Origin of the sequence: Pseudoglutamicibacter albus (genome assembly GCF_031458175.1) — a bacterium.
Classification (GTDB): Bacteria; Actinomycetota; Actinomycetes; order Actinomycetales; family Micrococcaceae; genus Pseudoglutamicibacter; species Pseudoglutamicibacter albus.
Genome location: NZ_JAVDXX010000001.1, coordinates 481,991 through 498,680 on the forward strand (window position 1 = coordinate 481,991; position 16,690 = coordinate 498,680).

Annotated in this window: 16 protein-coding genes and 1 riboswitch; of the genes, 13 read left to right on the plus strand and 3 right to left on the minus strand. The window is 61.4% G+C overall.

The features are described 5' to 3' along the window. The first annotated feature begins 2 nt into the window (after window positions 1-2). The 4 genes from gatB to J2S67_RS02065 all read left to right on the plus strand — a co-directional run bounded on the left by gatB (window position 3) and on the right by J2S67_RS02065 (window position 3,624). Window positions 3-1,496: an Asp-tRNA(Asn)/Glu-tRNA(Gln) amidotransferase subunit GatB gene (gatB, locus tag J2S67_RS02050; protein ID WP_035756848.1), complete on the plus strand. Its 1,494-nt coding sequence runs from the start codon at window positions 3-5 to the stop codon at window positions 1,494-1,496. Between the two features lie 227 nt (window positions 1,497-1,723). Beyond that, on the plus strand, window positions 1,724-2,617 hold the full coding sequence (locus J2S67_RS02055; protein ID WP_070490686.1) for a ribokinase: 894 nt from the start codon (window positions 1,724-1,726) through the stop codon (window positions 2,615-2,617). A gap of 170 nt (window positions 2,618-2,787) precedes the next feature. Further along, window positions 2,788-3,282 carry a thiol peroxidase gene (gene tpx, locus J2S67_RS02060; RefSeq protein WP_070490687.1) on the plus strand — a complete coding sequence of 165 codons (495 nt, stop codon included), beginning with the start codon at window positions 2,788-2,790 and terminating at the stop codon, window positions 3,280-3,282. 150 nt (window positions 3,283-3,432) lie between these two features. Then, the gene (locus J2S67_RS02065) at window positions 3,433-3,624 is read left to right on the plus strand and encodes a hypothetical protein (RefSeq protein WP_035756855.1); all 192 of its coding nucleotides are present in this window, start codon (window positions 3,433-3,435) and stop codon (window positions 3,622-3,624) included. Between the two features lie 42 nt (window positions 3,625-3,666). Here the strand turns inward: J2S67_RS02065 and J2S67_RS02070 are convergent, their stop codons facing one another. Further along, entirely contained in the window at window positions 3,667-4,575 is a 909-nt protein-coding gene (locus J2S67_RS02070) for a phosphotransferase family protein (RefSeq protein WP_070490688.1), read from the minus strand. Between the two features lie 30 nt (window positions 4,576-4,605). On the opposite strand from J2S67_RS02070, the gene J2S67_RS02075 reads away from it, so the two are divergent. After that, window positions 4,606-5,433, plus strand: a complete 828-nt coding sequence (locus J2S67_RS02075) for a CPBP family intramembrane glutamic endopeptidase (RefSeq protein WP_310245817.1) — start codon at window positions 4,606-4,608, stop codon at window positions 5,431-5,433. Window positions 5,434-5,475: 42 nt separating this feature from the next. Here the strand turns inward: J2S67_RS02075 and J2S67_RS02080 are convergent, their stop codons facing one another. Further along, window positions 5,476-6,117: a VOC family protein gene (locus tag J2S67_RS02080; protein ID WP_035756861.1), complete on the minus strand. Its 642-nt coding sequence runs from the start codon at window positions 6,115-6,117 to the stop codon at window positions 5,476-5,478. A gap of 135 nt (window positions 6,118-6,252) precedes the next feature. Then, window positions 6,253-6,368: riboswitch (SAM riboswitch) on the plus strand. Between the two features lie 88 nt (window positions 6,369-6,456). Between J2S67_RS02080 and J2S67_RS02085 the strand changes: the two genes are divergently transcribed. From J2S67_RS02085 to J2S67_RS02095, 3 genes are all read left to right on the plus strand, one after another. Next, window positions 6,457-7,788: an O-acetylhomoserine aminocarboxypropyltransferase/cysteine synthase family protein gene (locus J2S67_RS02085; RefSeq protein ID WP_310245822.1), complete on the plus strand. Its 1,332-nt coding sequence runs from the start codon at window positions 6,457-6,459 to the stop codon at window positions 7,786-7,788. Between the two features lie 65 nt (window positions 7,789-7,853). Then, complete coding sequence (gene metX / locus J2S67_RS02090) at window positions 7,854-9,065, plus strand: homoserine O-acetyltransferase MetX (protein WP_310245827.1); 1,212 nt, start codon at window positions 7,854-7,856, stop codon at window positions 9,063-9,065. 12 nt (window positions 9,066-9,077) lie between these two features. Beyond that, complete coding sequence (locus J2S67_RS02095) at window positions 9,078-9,752, plus strand: alpha/beta hydrolase (protein WP_310245830.1); 675 nt, start codon at window positions 9,078-9,080, stop codon at window positions 9,750-9,752. 36 nt (window positions 9,753-9,788) lie between these two features. Here J2S67_RS02095 and J2S67_RS02100 read toward each other — a convergent pair whose 3' ends face one another. Next, the gene (locus tag J2S67_RS02100; RefSeq protein WP_310245833.1) at window positions 9,789-10,025 is read right to left on the minus strand and encodes an RNA-binding S4 domain-containing protein; all 237 of its coding nucleotides are present in this window, start codon (window positions 10,023-10,025) and stop codon (window positions 9,789-9,791) included. Between the two features lie 200 nt (window positions 10,026-10,225). Here J2S67_RS02100 and J2S67_RS02105 point away from each other — a divergent pair, with 200 nt between their 5' ends. Genes J2S67_RS02105 through J2S67_RS02125 form a run of 5 tightly spaced genes read left to right on the plus strand, consistent with a single transcriptional unit; the run spans window position 10,226 to window position 16,684 of the window. Next, window positions 10,226-11,614: a glycine--tRNA ligase gene (locus J2S67_RS02105; protein ID WP_310245836.1), complete on the plus strand. Its 1,389-nt coding sequence runs from the start codon at window positions 10,226-10,228 to the stop codon at window positions 11,612-11,614. Beyond that, window positions 11,611-12,549: a GNAT family N-acetyltransferase gene (locus J2S67_RS02110; RefSeq protein ID WP_070490694.1), complete on the plus strand. Its 939-nt coding sequence runs from the start codon at window positions 11,611-11,613 to the stop codon at window positions 12,547-12,549. The genes J2S67_RS02105 and J2S67_RS02110 overlap by 4 nt, the downstream gene beginning before the upstream one ends. After that, window positions 12,542-14,029: a YibE/F family protein gene (locus J2S67_RS02115; RefSeq protein WP_310245839.1), complete on the plus strand. Its 1,488-nt coding sequence runs from the start codon at window positions 12,542-12,544 to the stop codon at window positions 14,027-14,029. Before J2S67_RS02110 ends, J2S67_RS02115 begins: the two co-directional genes overlap by 8 nt. Then, window positions 14,026-15,231 carry a tRNA dihydrouridine synthase DusB gene (gene dusB, locus J2S67_RS02120; RefSeq protein WP_310245841.1) on the plus strand — a complete coding sequence of 402 codons (1,206 nt, stop codon included), beginning with the start codon at window positions 14,026-14,028 and terminating at the stop codon, window positions 15,229-15,231. Before J2S67_RS02115 ends, dusB begins: the two co-directional genes overlap by 4 nt. Beyond that, window positions 15,224-16,684, plus strand: coding sequence for a deoxyguanosinetriphosphate triphosphohydrolase (locus tag J2S67_RS02125; protein ID WP_370977531.1), 1,461 nt, complete (start codon window positions 15,224-15,226; stop codon window positions 16,682-16,684). Before dusB ends, J2S67_RS02125 begins: the two co-directional genes overlap by 8 nt. Window positions 16,685-16,690 lie beyond the last annotated feature (6 nt).

The following is a 16,690-nucleotide window of genomic DNA, read 5'->3' on the forward strand; positions in this document are numbered from 1 at the left end:
ACATGACAGAGATTGTTGATTTCGACGAAGCCCTGACGCGCTATGAGCCAGTGCTTGGCTTCGAGGTCCACGTTGAGCTGAACACTAAAACCAAGATGTTCTCCTCAGCACCCAACGAATTCGGTGACGACCCGAACACCAATGTCAACGAGGTCGACCTTGGCCTTCCGGGCGTGCTTCCGGTGGTGAACAAAGCCGGCGTCGAGTATGCGATCCTGCTGGGTTTGGCACTGAACTGCAGCATCGCGGAATACTGCCGTTTTGCCCGCAAGAACTATTTCTACCCGGACACCCCTAAAAACTTCCAGACCTCGCAGTACGACGAGCCGATCGCTTACGACGGCTACCTCGACATCGAGCTGGACTCCGGGAAGGTCTACAGGGTCGAGATCGAACGCGCACATATGGAAGAGGACGCGGGTAAGCTCACCCACGTCGGCGGTTCCTCGGGGCGTATCCAGGGTGCATCGAGCTCGCTCGTTGACTACAACCGCGCAGGTGTGCCGCTTGTTGAGATCGTGACCCGCCCCATCACGGGTGCAGGCGCTGATGCTCCCGAGCTTGCACGCAAGTATGTTGAAGCGATCCGTGACATCGTCAAGGCCCTCGATATCTCTGATGCCCGCATGGAGCGCGGTAACGTCCGCTGCGATGCGAACGTTTCGCTCATGCCGATCGGCTCCGAGAAATTCGGTATCCGTTCCGAGACTAAGAACGTGAACTCGCTGCGCTCCGTCGAACGTGCCGTGCGCTACGAGATGTGCCGCCACGCAGGCATCCTCGATGCCGGTGAGACCGTGGTCCAGGAGACCCGCCACTGGCACGAAGACACCCGCACGACATCGTCGGGCCGTCCGAAGTCCGATGCCGATGACTACCGCTACTTCCCAGAGCCAGACCTCGTACCGATCGTCACGACCGCCGACCAGGTCGCTGAACTTCGCGAACGTTTGCCGGAACTCCCAGCCGCTAAACGTTCCCGCCTCAAGGCGGCGTGGGGCTTCTCGGATGAAGAGTTCCGCGACATCGTCAACGCGGGCCTCATCGACACGATCGAAGAGACCGAGAAAGCCGGCGCGAGCGCATCAGCTGCACGTAAATGGTGGATGGGTGAGATCTCTCGCATCGCTAACGAAGCGGAGAAGGACGTCACCGAAACCGGTATCACCCCGGCTCACGTCGTGGAGATCGAAAACCTCATCGCTGAGAAGAAGATCAACAACAAGATCGCCCGCCAGGTCCTCACACACGTCGCTGACGGTGAAGGCAGCCCGGCCGAGATCGTTGAGAAGCGTGGACTGGCCGTCGTATCTGATGACGGCGCGTTGACCGAAGCCGTCGAACAAGCGATGGCGGATAACCCGGACGTGGTCGAAAAGATCAAGGCTGGCAACCAGAAGGTCATCGGCGCCCTCATGGGCCCGATCATGAAGGCGACCCGCGGTCAGGCTGATCCAGGCCGAGTCCGCGAGATCATCCTCGAGAAGATCAACTAGCCTCGCTTGCTCCCCGTCTCGGGATGGTGACCGTTGGTCCTCACCACGAGGCGGGGACCAGCGGTTAACGCCCTGCCACTTTAAACAGCCTGCCACTTTAAACAGCCTGCCACTTCATACACCGCGCCAGTTCCTACATGGCGCCGTTCATACACCGCGTCAGTGTCACACACGATGCAGTTTCGAGCATCACGCAACGTAGAGCGCATCACGCAAGGAGAGCGCGCATGAGTAAGCCAACCGTCACCGTTGTGGGGTCCACCAACCTGGACATCACCGCTACCGTGCACCGCCTACCGGGGCCAGGTGAGACCCTCCTAGGGCGTACACTCGTGCATTCCCCTGGTGGCAAGGGCGGAAACCAAGCGCTCGCGGCCTCGCGAGCTGGCGCCCGCGTCCGGTTCATCACTGCCATCGGAAGCGACGATGCCGCGCGGGAGGCCCACGAACTGCTCACAGCGGATGGTGTTGACTTGAGCCACGTGCTCGTGCGTGAAGACGAACCAACAGGAACCGCGATCATCACGGTGGACCACGGGGCAGAAAACACGATCATCGTGATCGCCGGCGCTAATCAGCACCTTGATGCAGGGGCCGTGCAGGCACGCGCCCACGCTGTTGAAGGTGTGGTTGTGTTGCAAGGTGAAATCCCGGTCACGGGAATCCAGGCTGCCTTCGCGGCGGCCGAGGACCGGGTGGTTTTCAACCTCGCACCCGTCATCGACGTCCCGGCTGATCTGATCTTGCGGGCTGACCCGTTGGTCGTCAACGAACACGAGGGCGCAGGGGCGCTGAAGATGCTTGGCGGCGACCCTGAGGGGCTGAGCGATAAGGAGATCGTCCGTGAGCTCAAAGCCGCCGGAGTGCGTTCGGTGGTCATGACCCTGGGCGCAAGCGGTTCACACGTGATGGACGAGACCGGCGAACACAAGATCCCAGCTCACACCGTGAAACCCGTTGACACCACCGGTGCCGGGGACGCGTATGTCGGGGCGCTTGCTGCGCGGCTCGCGGCAGGGGACAGCCTCGCCGAAGCGGCCTCCTACGCAAGCCGTTACGCCGCCGACACCGTGACCCGTCCCGGAGCCCAAGCATCCTACGGCGTGTTGCCAGTACGCTGACAGAACCGCTGACCTCGCCCATCCGGAAAGGCTGCCCGTCCGCAGACGCTGCCCGTCCGCAGACGCTGCCCGTCCGCAAGCGCCGGAAGCGTGGCGCTGATGTCCGCTGTTGGCTAAGCCTGAGGCTAAACCCTTGCCAAATGCTGGGGCACCTCTGAAAGGATAAGGCTATGGCTACTATCGAGTTCCAAGGTAAGACCCTCAACACGGTTGGCGACCTCCCCGCTGTAGGTAAGGCCGCCCCAGAGTTCACTACCGTCAACACCGACCTTGAAGACGTAACCCTCAAGGATTACGCAGGCAAGCGCGTTGTGTTGAACGTGTTCCCGTCGATCGATACCGGGGTGTGCGCCCAGTCCGTTCGCGAATTCAATAAGCGTGCAGCGGGCCTTGAGAACACGGTTGTTGTGACTGTGTCCATGGACCTTCCGTTCGCGCTCGGCCGCTTCTGCGGTGCTGAAGGCATCGACAACGTTGTTGCGACCTCGGCATTCCGTTCGAGCTTCGGCGAGGACTACGGCATCAAGTTCGCAGACGGGCCAATGAAGGGCCTCATGGCTCGCGGCGTCATCGTGATCGACACGGACGGCACCGTGCTCTACTCCTCCCTGACCCCAAGCGTGGGCGAGGAACCAGCGTACGACGAGGTCCTCAACGTCCTCTAAACCACACACGTGCTGGCGCCCGGGGTCACAGACCCCGGGCGTTTCGCGCATCCACGCAGCAGTGCTCATCTAACAGAACTGGGCGGGCCTTCAACAGCTCAGCCGGATGCGGCAAGTAATCTCCGGAGATGAACGTGAACACCGACAACGATGGACAACAAATTTTTCGGCGCACTGTTTGGTGCCGTGATCGTCGCGTATCTGCTCTTCTTTGTCCCTAACGTGAGCCTCATCATCGGTATCACGGTCGTGTTGATGATCGCATCCTGGTGGGCGGTTGTAGCGTTCTGGCCTATTGAACCGCCAAAGAAACCGGGCGTGCGGACCTACCGCTCGAACTAGCGAGCTCCACAGTATGAGCCCCACAGTATGAGCCTCAGGGGATTACTGGAGCAGCTCGCGGCATACGTGTGCGGCTTGAGCGGCCCTCATGATGCGCGGCTGGGTTTTCCTCAAAAGCCGGCCCCAGGTTTTCACTCCACCGCGCAGTGCGGCGTCAGCCACGCGAGTCAACGCCAATGACCCGTTCCACACGTGGGCTCGAGCCGCGAAGAACTCATCCGGGGCTGACGGGTCGATCACGTCTTGGCCGTGCCACAGCGATAGATGCGCCAGATTGATCGCCGGGTCCCACAAGGATGCTTTGTCCCAGTCGAGGATCCCGATCAGCTCGCCATCACGCCAGTGCATATTCCGGCCCGCTAAGTCCCCATGCACTAAACCACGCCGGAGTGAACCGCGAAGAGCGGCGCCTTGGCCCACCGCGGATCCCATGGCTTGCTCCATCTCACCCAGAGTAGCTAACACGGTAGCGGCACTTGCCCGCACATCGGGCTCAAGCGCATCGATCGCGGCATCGGCGCGGGCCTGGGTCCATTGAGGTTCTGCCTCCCAGGGCGCGCCAACCAGGCCTTCGTAGGCGCTCAACGGAACCGCCTGCAGGTCGGTAATAATCCGCCCCAACGCTGCAGGGTCGCCTTGGTGTAGCGGGTGGGCGGCACCGGGGATGAAACGTTGGATGATCCCGCCGGCGGAATCGATCGGGGAGCGGGATTCAGGGACGAGCCACGGAACATGCGGGGCAAGCGCATCTGCTAACGCGGCACGGCGGGCTTGGGCGAGCGCCTCCTCACGAGTCCGGGCCATCCGGAACACAACCTCAGGAACCGGGTCTGCCGGGATGAGAACCAGGTTCGACTTCCCAGATTCCTCAACCCGGCCAGAAACCCAATCCGCGGCAGGGTATAAAGCGTTGGCGCGTTCAACTTCTTCGCTCGTGGGTTGCCTGGCCATGCATCCAGCCTACCGAGCATAATCGGATGCATGAGTGCCCAATCCCCACACGCACACACCCCAGACGGTGACGGCTCAGCGAAGACGCCCGGCCTGGGCGAGCTGGGGGCGCCCTCGCGAAAGGCCCTGGGGTGGGAGATCGGCATCGTCCTAGCGCTCTCTTTGGGCAAATCCGGGGTGTATGCGCTCATCGACTTGCTCGACACCATCACGCGCGGCCCCATCTCCTCCGGGACTGCGGCCCTCAACACCTCAACTAGCACGCGTGAGTGGATTGATCTGCTGTATCAGCTTGCCGGCATCTTCTTTGCGCTTGCCCCGGTAGCGCTCGTGATCTACCTTGTTTCACGCTGGCCGGGCAATAAGCCTTGGCGCAGGTGGGGCATCGACGGTCAACGATGCGGTAGCGACGCCGCAGTGGGTTTCGCATTCTTCGTGCTCATCGGCGTAGGAACCCTCGCGGTATACGCGGTGGGCAGGGCGCTCGGTGTCGCGACTGCTATCACGACCTCGGGCCTGCCGGATGCGTGGTGGAGCGTACCCGTGTTGCTGTTGGCCGCACTCAAGAACGGGTTACTTGAAGAGATCGTGGTGCTCGCCTACCTGCATGAGCGGCTCGCAACACTGAAATGGACGCCCGCCGCGATCATCATCTTCTGCGCCGTAGTGCGTGGCTCCTACCACCTCTACCAAGGCGTCGGGCCGTTCATCGGCAACGTAGCGATGGGCGTGATCTTTGGGCTCTACTACCTGCACAAATGCCGCATCATGCCGCTCATCTGGGCGCACTTCTTACTCGATGCGGTCGCGTTTGTGGGCTACCCGCTGCTCGCGGCATGGTTCGGGTACGGTAGCTAGCCCGCGCCGTCGGCCCTGTCAGCTCCCGCCGGGCCAACGCTGTTAGAGGGTTACGAGGCCCTTCGGGGTCTTCAGCGTGACTGACTGCAGGCCCGGCATCCCGGAGGGGGAGGTGAAGTTGAATGTGACCTCGCCCTTGAAGTCTTCACCTGGGTGGCCGAGCCATTCGTCGATGCGTTCGCGGTTACCGGAGATCGTGAGTTCCACGATTTCACCGTGTGGCTCTTCAGCCCGGGATGGGTGCAGGTCCTCGAAGCTCTCGTCCCAGCGGAGGAAGTAGGGAAGCTGAGGGTCTGCGATGAGCCCGTTGATGCCGATCTGGCGCCACGTGAGCTCTCGCCCGTCGGGGAACTTACGCGAACCGGGGACCGCGCCGCGTTGCAGGCGCTCCTCGATAGGTGTGAGGTCCTCTACTGAGACGACCCAGCCCATCCATCCGCCACCCATCTCACTTCGGGCGCGTACTGCCTTCCTGAACGGCTGCTGGAGAGTGGCCGGGTGGTCTAGTACCTCAACGACTTCGAGGTACTGGTGGTTGTGGAGGGGGAAGAACACGTTGCGTGTTCCGAAGCGTGGGTGCACGCCTCCTTTGACGTACCGGAGCCCGAGCTGATCGGCGATACGGTCTGCGGTGGTGATGAGGCCTTCTGGCCCGCAAGCGTAAGAAACGTGATCGAGCTTCATGGGTTAAATCTGACACTGTGTGAGCCACATCTCTACTTAGGTTTACCTAAGTTGAAGTCCGGCCTGTGGATCACACCGGGTGTGGTGGGCGTTATGTGGTGCCAGTGGGTTGGCGTGTTGTAGGCTAATTGCCAAGGTCATGAGTGCCAGTGCAAAACCCCGGTTTGCTGGCCGGCAACCCTCCGTCCGCGGCGGGGTGCCCCGGGTGAGGACCTGGTCACACGGGAATGCCGCTGTGGCAAGCGCGGGCTCTGCCCGCCCGTATCCGGGCGGACGTTACGTCAATTCAACCGGTGTATGCGGGCAAGCCCCTCCTATGAATCAAGGGGTGCACTGTAAATGTCGCAACAAAAGTTCGAAACTCGTCAGATCCACGCCGGTCAGACACCAGACCCGACCACGGGTTCGCAAGCATTACCGATCCACCTGACCAACGCATATGTTTTCCCGGACACCGAGGCTGCTGCCAACCGCTTCGCACTGAGCGAGCTGGGGCCTATCTATACGCGCTTAGGCAACCCGACCACCGAGGTCATCGAGAACCGCATGGCAAGCCTCGAAGGCGGCGTCGGCGCGCTGTTTGTCGCCTCCGGAATGGCCGCTACGAGCTACGCGATCCTCAACGTTGCAGAAGCCGGCGATCACATCGTCGCATCGCCATCCCTCTATGGCGGGACGCAGAACCTCTTCAAGCACACTCTGCCTAAGCTCGGCGTCGAGGTCACGTTCGTGGAAGATCCAGACGACCTGGATGCATGGCGCGGGGCGATCAAGCCGAACACCAAAGCGTTCTTCGGCGAGACCATCGGTAACCCACGCCAAGACGTGTTCGACATCGAAAACATCGCCGCGATTGCACACGATGAGGCAGGCGTACCGCTCATCATTGACAACACGCTGGCAACCCCGTACTCGCTGCGCCCGATCGAATGGGGCGCCGACGTCGTGGTTCACTCCGCAACCAAGTACCTGTGCGGCCACGGAACCGCGATGGGCGGGGTCATTATTGACTCAGGAAACTTCGACTACACCCAGCACCCGGAGCGCTTCCCGGGTTTCAACCAGCCGGATGAGTCCTATCACGGCATCGTTTACGGCCGCGATATGGGTGTCGGCTCGCCACTGGGTGCGAATCTCTCCTACATCCTGAAGGTCCGCGTGCAGCTGCTGCGTGACACCGGTGCTGCGATCTCCCCGATGAACTCCTTCCTGATCGCCCAAGGCCTCGAAACGCTATCCCTGCGTGTTGAGAGGCACATCGAAAACGCGCAGAAGGTCGCTCAATGGCTCGAAGCGCGCGATGACGTCTCCGCGACCATCTACGCCGGCTTGGAATCCTGCCCGTGGTACGAGCGCGGCCGCCACTACGCGCCCGAAGGAGTGGGCGCGATCGTCTCCTTCGAGATCAAGGGAGCTGAAGACAACGAGGAGGCGGCCCGCGCCTTCGTGGACGCGCTCGAGCTGCACTCGCTTGTAGCCAACCTCGGTGACGTCCGCTCGCTCGTGGCGCATCCATCATCCACAACCCACTCCCAGCTGTCTCCGGAAGAGAAGCGAGCCGCCGGCGTGGGCCCAGGCACAGTACGCCTCTCAGTGGGCCTTGAACACGTGGATGACATCATCGCCGACCTGCAGAAGGGTTTCGACGCCTTCCACGCCGCCCGCGCCTAACTAGCGCCGGGACATTGGCATGTGGCAACGGAAGCGATAGAAACTCACGAAGCGAAAGCAGCGTTATGACGTTGGATGTACGAGAACACTCACAACACAACGCTCCCGAGAGCGATGTGAAGATCCTCCCGCTGGGCCCGCTGGATCTAGAGACAGGCGGGCACCTTCCCCAAACCCATATCGCGTACGAGGTTTTCGGCGAGCTCAACGCTGAGCGCAGTAATGCGGTCCTCGTTTTGCACGCGCTGACCGGCGACACCCACGCAGCCGACGGAACGCCGGCTAAAGATGCGCCGGCTAAAGATGCGCCGGCTAACGATGCGGCAGTGACCGATGCGGACGCACCGCAACCTGGTTGGTGGCGCGAGGTCGTAGGCCCGGGTAAGCCGGTGGATACCACCACGTATTGCGCAGTGGTTCCGGCAGCCTTGGGCGGGTGCTCAGGCACGATCGGCCCGGCCTCGCTGGCCGAGGACGGGCAACCCTATGGTTCGCGTTTCCCATTCGTGACGATCCGCGACATGGTCGAGCTTGAACTGCGCCTCATGCACGCACTCAACATTGAGGCGTGGCACGCCGTTGTTGGCGGCTCGATGGGCGGGGCACGTGCGCTCGAATGGGCCGTGAGCTATCCGCAACACGTCACCAAATGCGCAGTGATCGCCGCGACCGCTGAATCATCGGCCGAACAGATCGCGTTCGCGCAGATCCAAACTGAGGCGATCCGGCTCGACCCACAATTCCACGGCGGAGACTATTACAGCCACGGCAACGGTGCCGGCCCGCAGCGTGGCCTAGGTATAGCTCGCCGCCTCGCCCACGTCTCCTACCGCTCCGCTGCCGAGCTCGACCATCGTTTTGGGCGCTCGCCGCAAGGTAGCGAACTTCCGCTGGGATCTGCTGGCCGTGATGAACGCGGCCGCTACGCGGTCGAGTCGTATCTGGACCATCAGGCGCATAAGCTCGTGAATCGTTTCGATGCCAACGCCTACCTGACCCTCACTGAGGCGCTCATGAGCCATGACGTTGGTCGGGGCCGCGGGGGAGTCGAAGCGGCTCTCGCTGAGGTAGTGGGCGTTGAGTTCTTCATCGCGGCCGTGGATACGGACCGTCTGTATTATCCGCAAGAGTCCCAGCGGATCGCGGATGCGCTGCCGGGTGATGTTCCTGTGCACATGGTTTCGACCCCGGTGGGCCACGACGGTTTTCTGACCGATGGGCACCAGCTGGATGCGCCGTTCCGTGCGTTTTTGGGCCCGGTGCCGCCAAGCGCGTGACAGGATGGTTATATGAGTGAAAAGTGGGAACCGTTTGTAGTTGAACATGTGCCGGAGGGCGTGAATGAGTCTGCGCCGCTCTTGGTTTTCTTGCATGGTTTTGGCGCGGATGAACGCGACCTTCTACCTATTGCGAGCATGCTTCCGGGCCAGTTCGCTGTGATGTCAGTGCGAGCACCGCTTGCACTGGGTTATGGCGGCTACGCGTGGTTCCCGCTTTCAAGCCAGGATCTGGAGTTCAACTCGGCTGATTACAGCCAAGTCGTGGAGGACCTGACACACTGGGTCGCTGAACGGAAGAAGCACCACGAATCGGTCACGCTACTGGGTTTCTCTCAAGGTATGGCGGTGGCGACCGCGGTGGCCCGCCGTGATCCTTCCGCGGTGGACGCACTCGTGGGCTTGTCCGGTTTCACGCTGGAACAGTTCAAGGATGAAACCGGTGCGGACTTCTTCAAAGACCAAGAGCTGGCCGCACGCGAAGAGAAGCTGCCGATGTTCTGGGGACGCGATCCGGAAGACCCGGTGATCCCGGAGCGGTTCATCGAACCGACGAACGCGTGGGCGCGAGCGAACACGGACCTCACCAAGGTCAACTACCAAGGCATCGGCCACGGAGTGGGGCAAGCAGAGATCCGCCACATCGGCGAGTTCCTGACCGCTAAAGTGCTCGGCGCCCAGGTATAGGCGCCAGGCCTGGCCGCCCGAGACTGGCCGCTGCGGCTAGGCTTCGTCTTCGCGCGCCACACGCAGCACGTAGTCGTGGAAGCCGACCACGTCGTCGAAATCTAGTTGCCGGCCTCGGCGGGTCTCGACCTCGCCGTTGACGGTTGCACTACCCTCAGCGATCTCTTCGCGTGCCTGCACACCGTCTTCAACCACGTTGGCTAGTTTCAGAAACTGGCCCAAACGGATGCCTGCGGTGCGTACGGGCACGTCAATGATCTCTACCGAACTCATGCTCCAAGGTTCTCACGCGCCGCGGATCCGTGCACGCGCGCCCGGAGCGTTTCTGAGCTGGGCGAGGATTTCGCGGTGGGCACATATTTGGGCTAGCAAGGTTCAAAACGGGCCAAAAATCAGCTCAACCGTTAGGATTGACGGCAGACCATAACGGACCGCAGCCGGCGGCCCGTATCAACCGATGGAGTTCACTCAACATGGCAGCAGCGTCCAAGCTGGATAAGGTCATTTCACTCGCTAAACGGCGTGGTTTCGTTTTCCAGGCAGGTGAAATCTATGGCGGTTCCCGCTCTGCCTGGGACTACGGTCCGCTAGGTGTGGAACTCAAGGAGAACATCAAACGCCAGTGGTGGAACACGTTTGTGCGTTCCCGTTCGGACATGGTGGGCCTGGACTCTTCGATCATTATCCCGACCCCCATCTGGCAGGCTTCCGGTCACGTAGAGACCTTCACTGACCCGCTCGTGGAATGCCTCTCGTGCCACCGCCGCCACCGCGAAGACCACCTGCTTGAGGCATACGAGGCTAAGAAGGGCCGCATGCCGGAAGAAGGTCTGGCGGAGATCGTGTGCCCTGACTGCGGTAACCGCGGCAAGTGGACCGAGCCACAACAGTTCTCGGGGCTCATGAAGACCTACCTTGGCGCCGTCGATGACGAATCGGGCCTGCACTACCTGCGTCCGGAGACCGCCCAAGGTATTTTCGTGAACTTCCTCAACGTCGTGAACTCGGCGCGCCGTAAACCACCGTTCGGTATCGGCCAGATCGGTAAGGCGTTCCGCAACGAGATCACCCCGGGTAACTTCATCTTCCGTACCCGCGAGTTCGAACAGATGGAGATCGAATACTTCACCCCGCCTGAGCAGACTTCTGAACTGTTCGATGAGTGGGTTGAGGACTGCTGGAACTGGTTCGTTGAGCTCGGTGTTGACCCGGATAACCTGCGTAAGTTCGATGTCCCTGCAGATGAGCGCGCCCACTATTCTGAGCGCACGATCGACCTCGAATACCGTTTCGGTTTCCAGGGTTCGGAGTGGGGCGAGCTCATGGGTATCGCCAACCGCACCGATTACGACCTCAAGCAGCACATCGAACACTCCAAGACGGACTTGTCATACTTCGATCAGGCCAAGGGCGAGCGTTACGTGCCGTACGTAGTTGAGCCGTCCTTCGGTTTGACCCGTTCGATGATGGCGTTCCTGGTTGATGCCTATCATGAGGACGAGGCGCCGAACACGAAGGGCGGAACCGATGTGCGCACCGTGTTGAAACTTGACCGTCGCCTGGCGCCCGTGAAGGCCGCGGTTCTGCCGCTTTCACGTAACGAGAAGCTGTCCCCGCTGGCGCGTGAGCTGGCTCGCAAGCTCGGTGCGCAGTGGAACGTTGACTTCGATGACGCGGGCGCTATTGGCCGCCGTTACCGCCGCCAGGACGAGATCGGTACGCCGTTCTGCATCACGGTGGACTTCGATTCGCTTGATGACAACGCAGTGACCGTGCGCGAGCGTGACACGATGCAGCAAGAACGCGTCGCGATCGATGAGTTGCCTGCCTACCTGGTAACCCAACTGATGGGAGCTGTATGAGTGCGGCTGAGCTTGAGGGCCTAACGTTTCGCCCGTGGGCGGAAGGTGACGATCTGCGTCTGCTTGAAGTGTGGGGTGGGCCCCGCACCCCGCAGGCGCACGAAGACCGAGCCATGTTGCGGCCCTCGAGCGATGAGCCGTTCGCTCGCTGCATTGTCGCTGAACTGGATGGCGTCCCGATCGCGGCTGGCGTGGTGTATTCCTCGAGCCTGCACCCGCAACGGTATTGGTTCTATGTTGAGGTGGCTTCGGCTGAACGTCGGCAGGGGATCGGGCATCAGCTGCTTGCGCTTTTGAAAGCGGAGCTTCCAGCGGGGGCTCAGTTGAAGTCGCGTTACACATCGGCCGATGCGGGAGAGAACCCGGATGCCGATGGTGCGGCTGGATTTCTCGCAGCTGAGGGCTTCGGGCTGGTCAATAAGTCGATGCTGGTGGTCGTTGAGCCGTCCGCGTTGCCTTTGCCGGAGTTCGCTGAAGACGGGCTTGTGCTTGAAGAGGCGGCGACCGGTTCGGTTGAGCTTTCAACCACTGTCGCCGAGTTCTATAACGCCACACATGAATGGGATCCTTCAACGATGACGGTCGGGCTCACACAGACCATGTTGTTGGGGCCTCACACCGGCGCGAAGGGCGCCGTTGTGGTTCGTGACCGTGCGATGGGTGAGGGTGCGCCGATTCTCGCGTTCGCGGTCTCGTATGAGCCGGCCCGCCCGGATGCTCCGACCGAGGTGCTTCTGGGGTGGAACCCTGAGCTTGATGAGGCTCGGGCATCCCAAGCGTGCCGCGACCTCTTGGCGATGCTGGTGCATCAGTACCCGGTCCAGCTTGAGGTGGATACCGCGATGGTCCCGTTGGGCCGTGTGATCGATGAGCTTGGCCCGAAGGGTCTGGCCACGATCGTCACGACGACTCACATCGTTGCCACGGATGCGTAGGGCGCGTCACCAGGGTGGTGCTGGCGGGCGTCACCGCAGCCCGCATCAGGCTGAAGGTAGCCCGCATCGTGCTGAGAACCATGCCCCTCTTGAGGTGCACGGGCATAGCCATGATGCGCCGATCGCTGATCCGCGTTTGCGGCGCCGTGCAACGATCGTTCTGACCTCGATCCTGATTCCGCTCGCATTGCTCACGATCGCCGGCCTTGTGTGGTTGTGGCCGAGCCCGAATGACCGCCCTGAGTCTTTGGGGCAACCGTATTCTGCGGCTCCAGGCGTCAGCATCGTGACGTTGCCGGTGGACAAGGTCGATTCCGAGGGCAGTTGCGCAGCCACAGAAACCCACGCCGGCCAGGTCGAGATCGAGTCGGATGCGACGTGTCGAGTCCCATACGTCACAGACCCGGAAACGGATCAGCTGGTTCCGGTGCAGATCCCACCAGAGGTTGAGAATCACGACCCGCCTGAGGTCGGGGACAAGCTGCGGGTCATGCTCATCAACACCTCCGCTGGTGAGGGAAACGCTGGCGATGGCAACGCTGGCGCGGAACCGGGTGGGGAAGCAGGCGTGGAGCCGGGCGCTGAATCCGGTGCGGAAGCCGGTGCGGAAACGACTGCGACGTTCATCGACTACAACCGTGATTTTCCTGTCGCGTTGCTCTCGATCGTGTACGCGCTGTTGGTGATCGTGGTTGCTGGCTGGCGTGGTTTCCGTGCACTGATCGGGCTCGCGTTCTCATTCCTGATTTTCGGTTGGTTCATGTTCCCGGCCCTGCTCGCGGGTAAGCCCGCTTTATGGGTCGGGCTGGTGGGCGCGATCGCGATCATGTTCGTGGTCTTGTATTTCGCCCACGGGCTCTCAGCTCGAACTACAACAGCGTTGCTCGGTACTATCGTGGGGCTTTTCGTGACCGCCGGCATCGCGGTGTGGGCCACCGACAGCGCATCCCTGTTAGGCCAGGGGGAGGACTCCACCTATACGCTGAATCAGGTAGTTCCAAACGTTTCTTTGTCAGGCATCGTGTTGTGCGGCTTGTTCATCGCTGGCCTTGGCGTGCTCAATGACGTGACGATCACCCAGGCTTCGGCCGTGTGGGAGCTTGCCGACGCCAAACCGGACGCCACAGTGCGGGAGCTATTCAGGTCCGCGATGCGCATCGGCCGCGACCACATCGCATCCACTGTGTACACAATCGTGTTCGCCTACGCGGGCGGGGCGATCGCGACCCTGCTCATGATGAGCCTGTATGACTATTCGATGCTGAAGTTCCTCACCACCGGTCACCTCGCCGAAGAGGTCGTGCGAACACTCGTGGCTTCAATCGGACTGGTCATCGCGATCCCGGTGACAACGCTGATCGGTGTGATCGTGGTCAAAGCCTCGCTCCAAGGCACCGAGCCAACACGGCGGGCCGATGTGCGGCGCGGTGGCGGTTTGCGTGGCCGGCTGACGGAGGGTCGTGGCACCATAGAATCGTGACTATTGCAAGCCCTATCGCCCCGTTGAGCACCGGTGAGACTGATCATCCGGTCAAGCTCACGTTGCCTGAGTTGCGTCTTCGGGACCTCAGGTTCGCCTCGCCAGTGGTGCTTTCGCCGATGGCGGGGATCACGAACTCGGCGTTCCGCCGTTTGTGCGCTGAATACGGTGATGGCTTGTTTGTGTGCGAGATGGTGACCTCGCGCGCCTTGGTTGAACGTACCCGGGAGTCGATGCGCATCATCAAGCATCATCCGGCTGAACGGGTCCGTTCGGTTCAGCTGTATGGTGTGGAGCCTAATACGGTGCGCGCGGCGGTCCGTATGTTGGTTGAGGAGGGGCGCGCCGACCACATCGACCTCAACTTTGGTTGCCCGGCACCCAAAGTCACGCGTAAAGGCGGAGGTTCTGCCTTGCCGTGGAAGATCGATCTGTTCCAGCGTCTGCTCACAGGCGCAGTAGAGGAAGCGCACGCGGGCAACGTTCCGCTGACGGTCAAGGTGCGCAAAGGCATCGATGACGATCACTTGACCTATATCGAGACGGGCAAGATGGCCCGCGATGTGGGTGTGGACGCGATCGCACTGCATGCCCGCACCATGAACCAGCATTATTCGGGGCACGCGGACTGGAAGGCGCTTGCGCGTTTCCGCGAGGCGCTCCCTGACATCCCGGTGATCGGTAACGGCGATATTTTCAGTGCCGAAGACGCCGTGGAGATGGTTGAGCAAACCGGGGTTGACGGCGTCCAGATCGGCCGCGGCGTTCAGGGCAAGCCGTGGCTTTTCGGTGATCTTGAGGCCGCTTTGAACGGTTCGCCGGTGCGCTACAGGCCAACACTGGGCGATGTGGCCGGTGTGTTCCGCCGCCATGCTGACCTGCTCATCGAGCATTTCGAGGATGAGTTCCGTGGCTTGCAGGATCTGCGCAAGCATGTCGCGTGGTATTTCAAAGGCTATGAGGTCGGAGGGGAAGTCCGTTCTGGGCTTGCGAGGGTTTCGGCACTCGATGAGTTGGACGATCTACTCGCCAAGCTGGATTGGGACGCGCCTTATCCGGGGAGAGCCGCGGAAGGAACACGCGGGAGAGCTGGCAGCCCTAAGCGGCCGCACCTGCCGCAGAACTGGCTGGATTCCCGCTACCTCAACGATGAGCATAAGGCCATGATTTCCCACGCTGAATTGGATATTTCCGGTGGCTGAGCAGCGTTCAAAGCAAGAACAGAATTCGGTGCATCCACGTTCGCATGTGGGCGTTGCAGGTGAAGCGCTCGCCTCCATCGCCGGTTATGAGACCCACGATATGGAGCGTTGGGTTCCCGAGCCGCCTAAGAAGGCCTACCGTTCGGCGTTTGAACGCGACCGTGCCCGTGTTCTGCATTCCTCGGCGCTACGCCGGCTGGGTGCCAAAACCCAGGTTGTTGCGCCGTTTTCTGATGACTTTGTGCGTACCCGTTTGACGCATTCGCTTGAGGTCGCGCAGGTGGGCCGCGAACTCGGTGCGGCGTTAGGCTGTGACCCCAACGTCGTGGATACCGCGTGTTTGTCGCATGATTTGGGGCATCCGCCGTTTGGTCACAACGGGGAGAAGGTCCTGGACCAACTGGCTGATGCGTGCGGTGGGTTTGAAGGTAACGCCCAGACCTTGCGGTTGTTGACCCGGTTGGAGACTAAGACGTTTCGCGCCAATGGCGCCTCGGCTGGTTTGAACCTGACGCGGGCGACCCTGGATGCGACGATCAAGTATCCGTGGACGCGGCAAGAGGCTCCGCTGACGCGTGAGGGCCGTCCCACCCGTAAGTTCGGCGTGTATGCCGATGATGAGCCGGTGTACCGGTGGGTTCGTGATGGCCGCGAGGATTCAGCGACCCCGCTTGAGGCCCAAGTTATGGATTTGGCCGATGACGTCGCGTATTCGGTGCACGATGTTGAGGACGCGGTGAACGCGCATCGTTTTCAGTTGCGGTGGGTTCAGGAGAAGGCACGGCGGGCGCGGGTGATCGATTACACGCGGCGTTGGTATCTCCCGCAGACGCCTGAGGATGAGATCGATGAGGCGCTGAAGCGTTTGGAGCGTTCTGAAGAGTGGGTTCCGGTGGTCGATGGCGGCCGCCGTTCGCTGGCTGCGTTGAAGGATATGACGAGCCAGTTCATTGGCCGTTTCTGTTCTGCAGCGCTCAAGGCCACGCAACAGCGGTACGGGACGGACCCGTTGACCCGTTATGCTGCGAGCCTTGTGGTTCCGCGTGAAACCGAGGTTGAGATCGCTGTCATGAAAGGCATGGCTACCGCGTATGTCATGACGGTCGATGAGCGTCAGCCGATCTATAGCCGCCAAGCTGAGGTTCTTAGTGAGCTGGTTGAGCTGCTGTTGAAGACTGAAGGTGAATACCTGGATCCGATCTTCCGTGAGGATTACATCATGGCGGTCGATGATGCCGCACGGGTCCGCGCGGTGATCGATCAGGTCGCATCGCTGACGGATTCCTCAGCGCTTGAGTGGTATCTCACGTTGGTGCGTGGCGGGCAGTTCCCGCCCGCGGTGGGCACGCATGATTTCTTCGTCCCGGTCTCTATGCCTGAGGGGAAAGCGCCTGAAGGGCGATCACCTCAGGGGCAAACACCCGAGGAGAAGCCATCCGAGGGGAAGCCCTAGAATGGT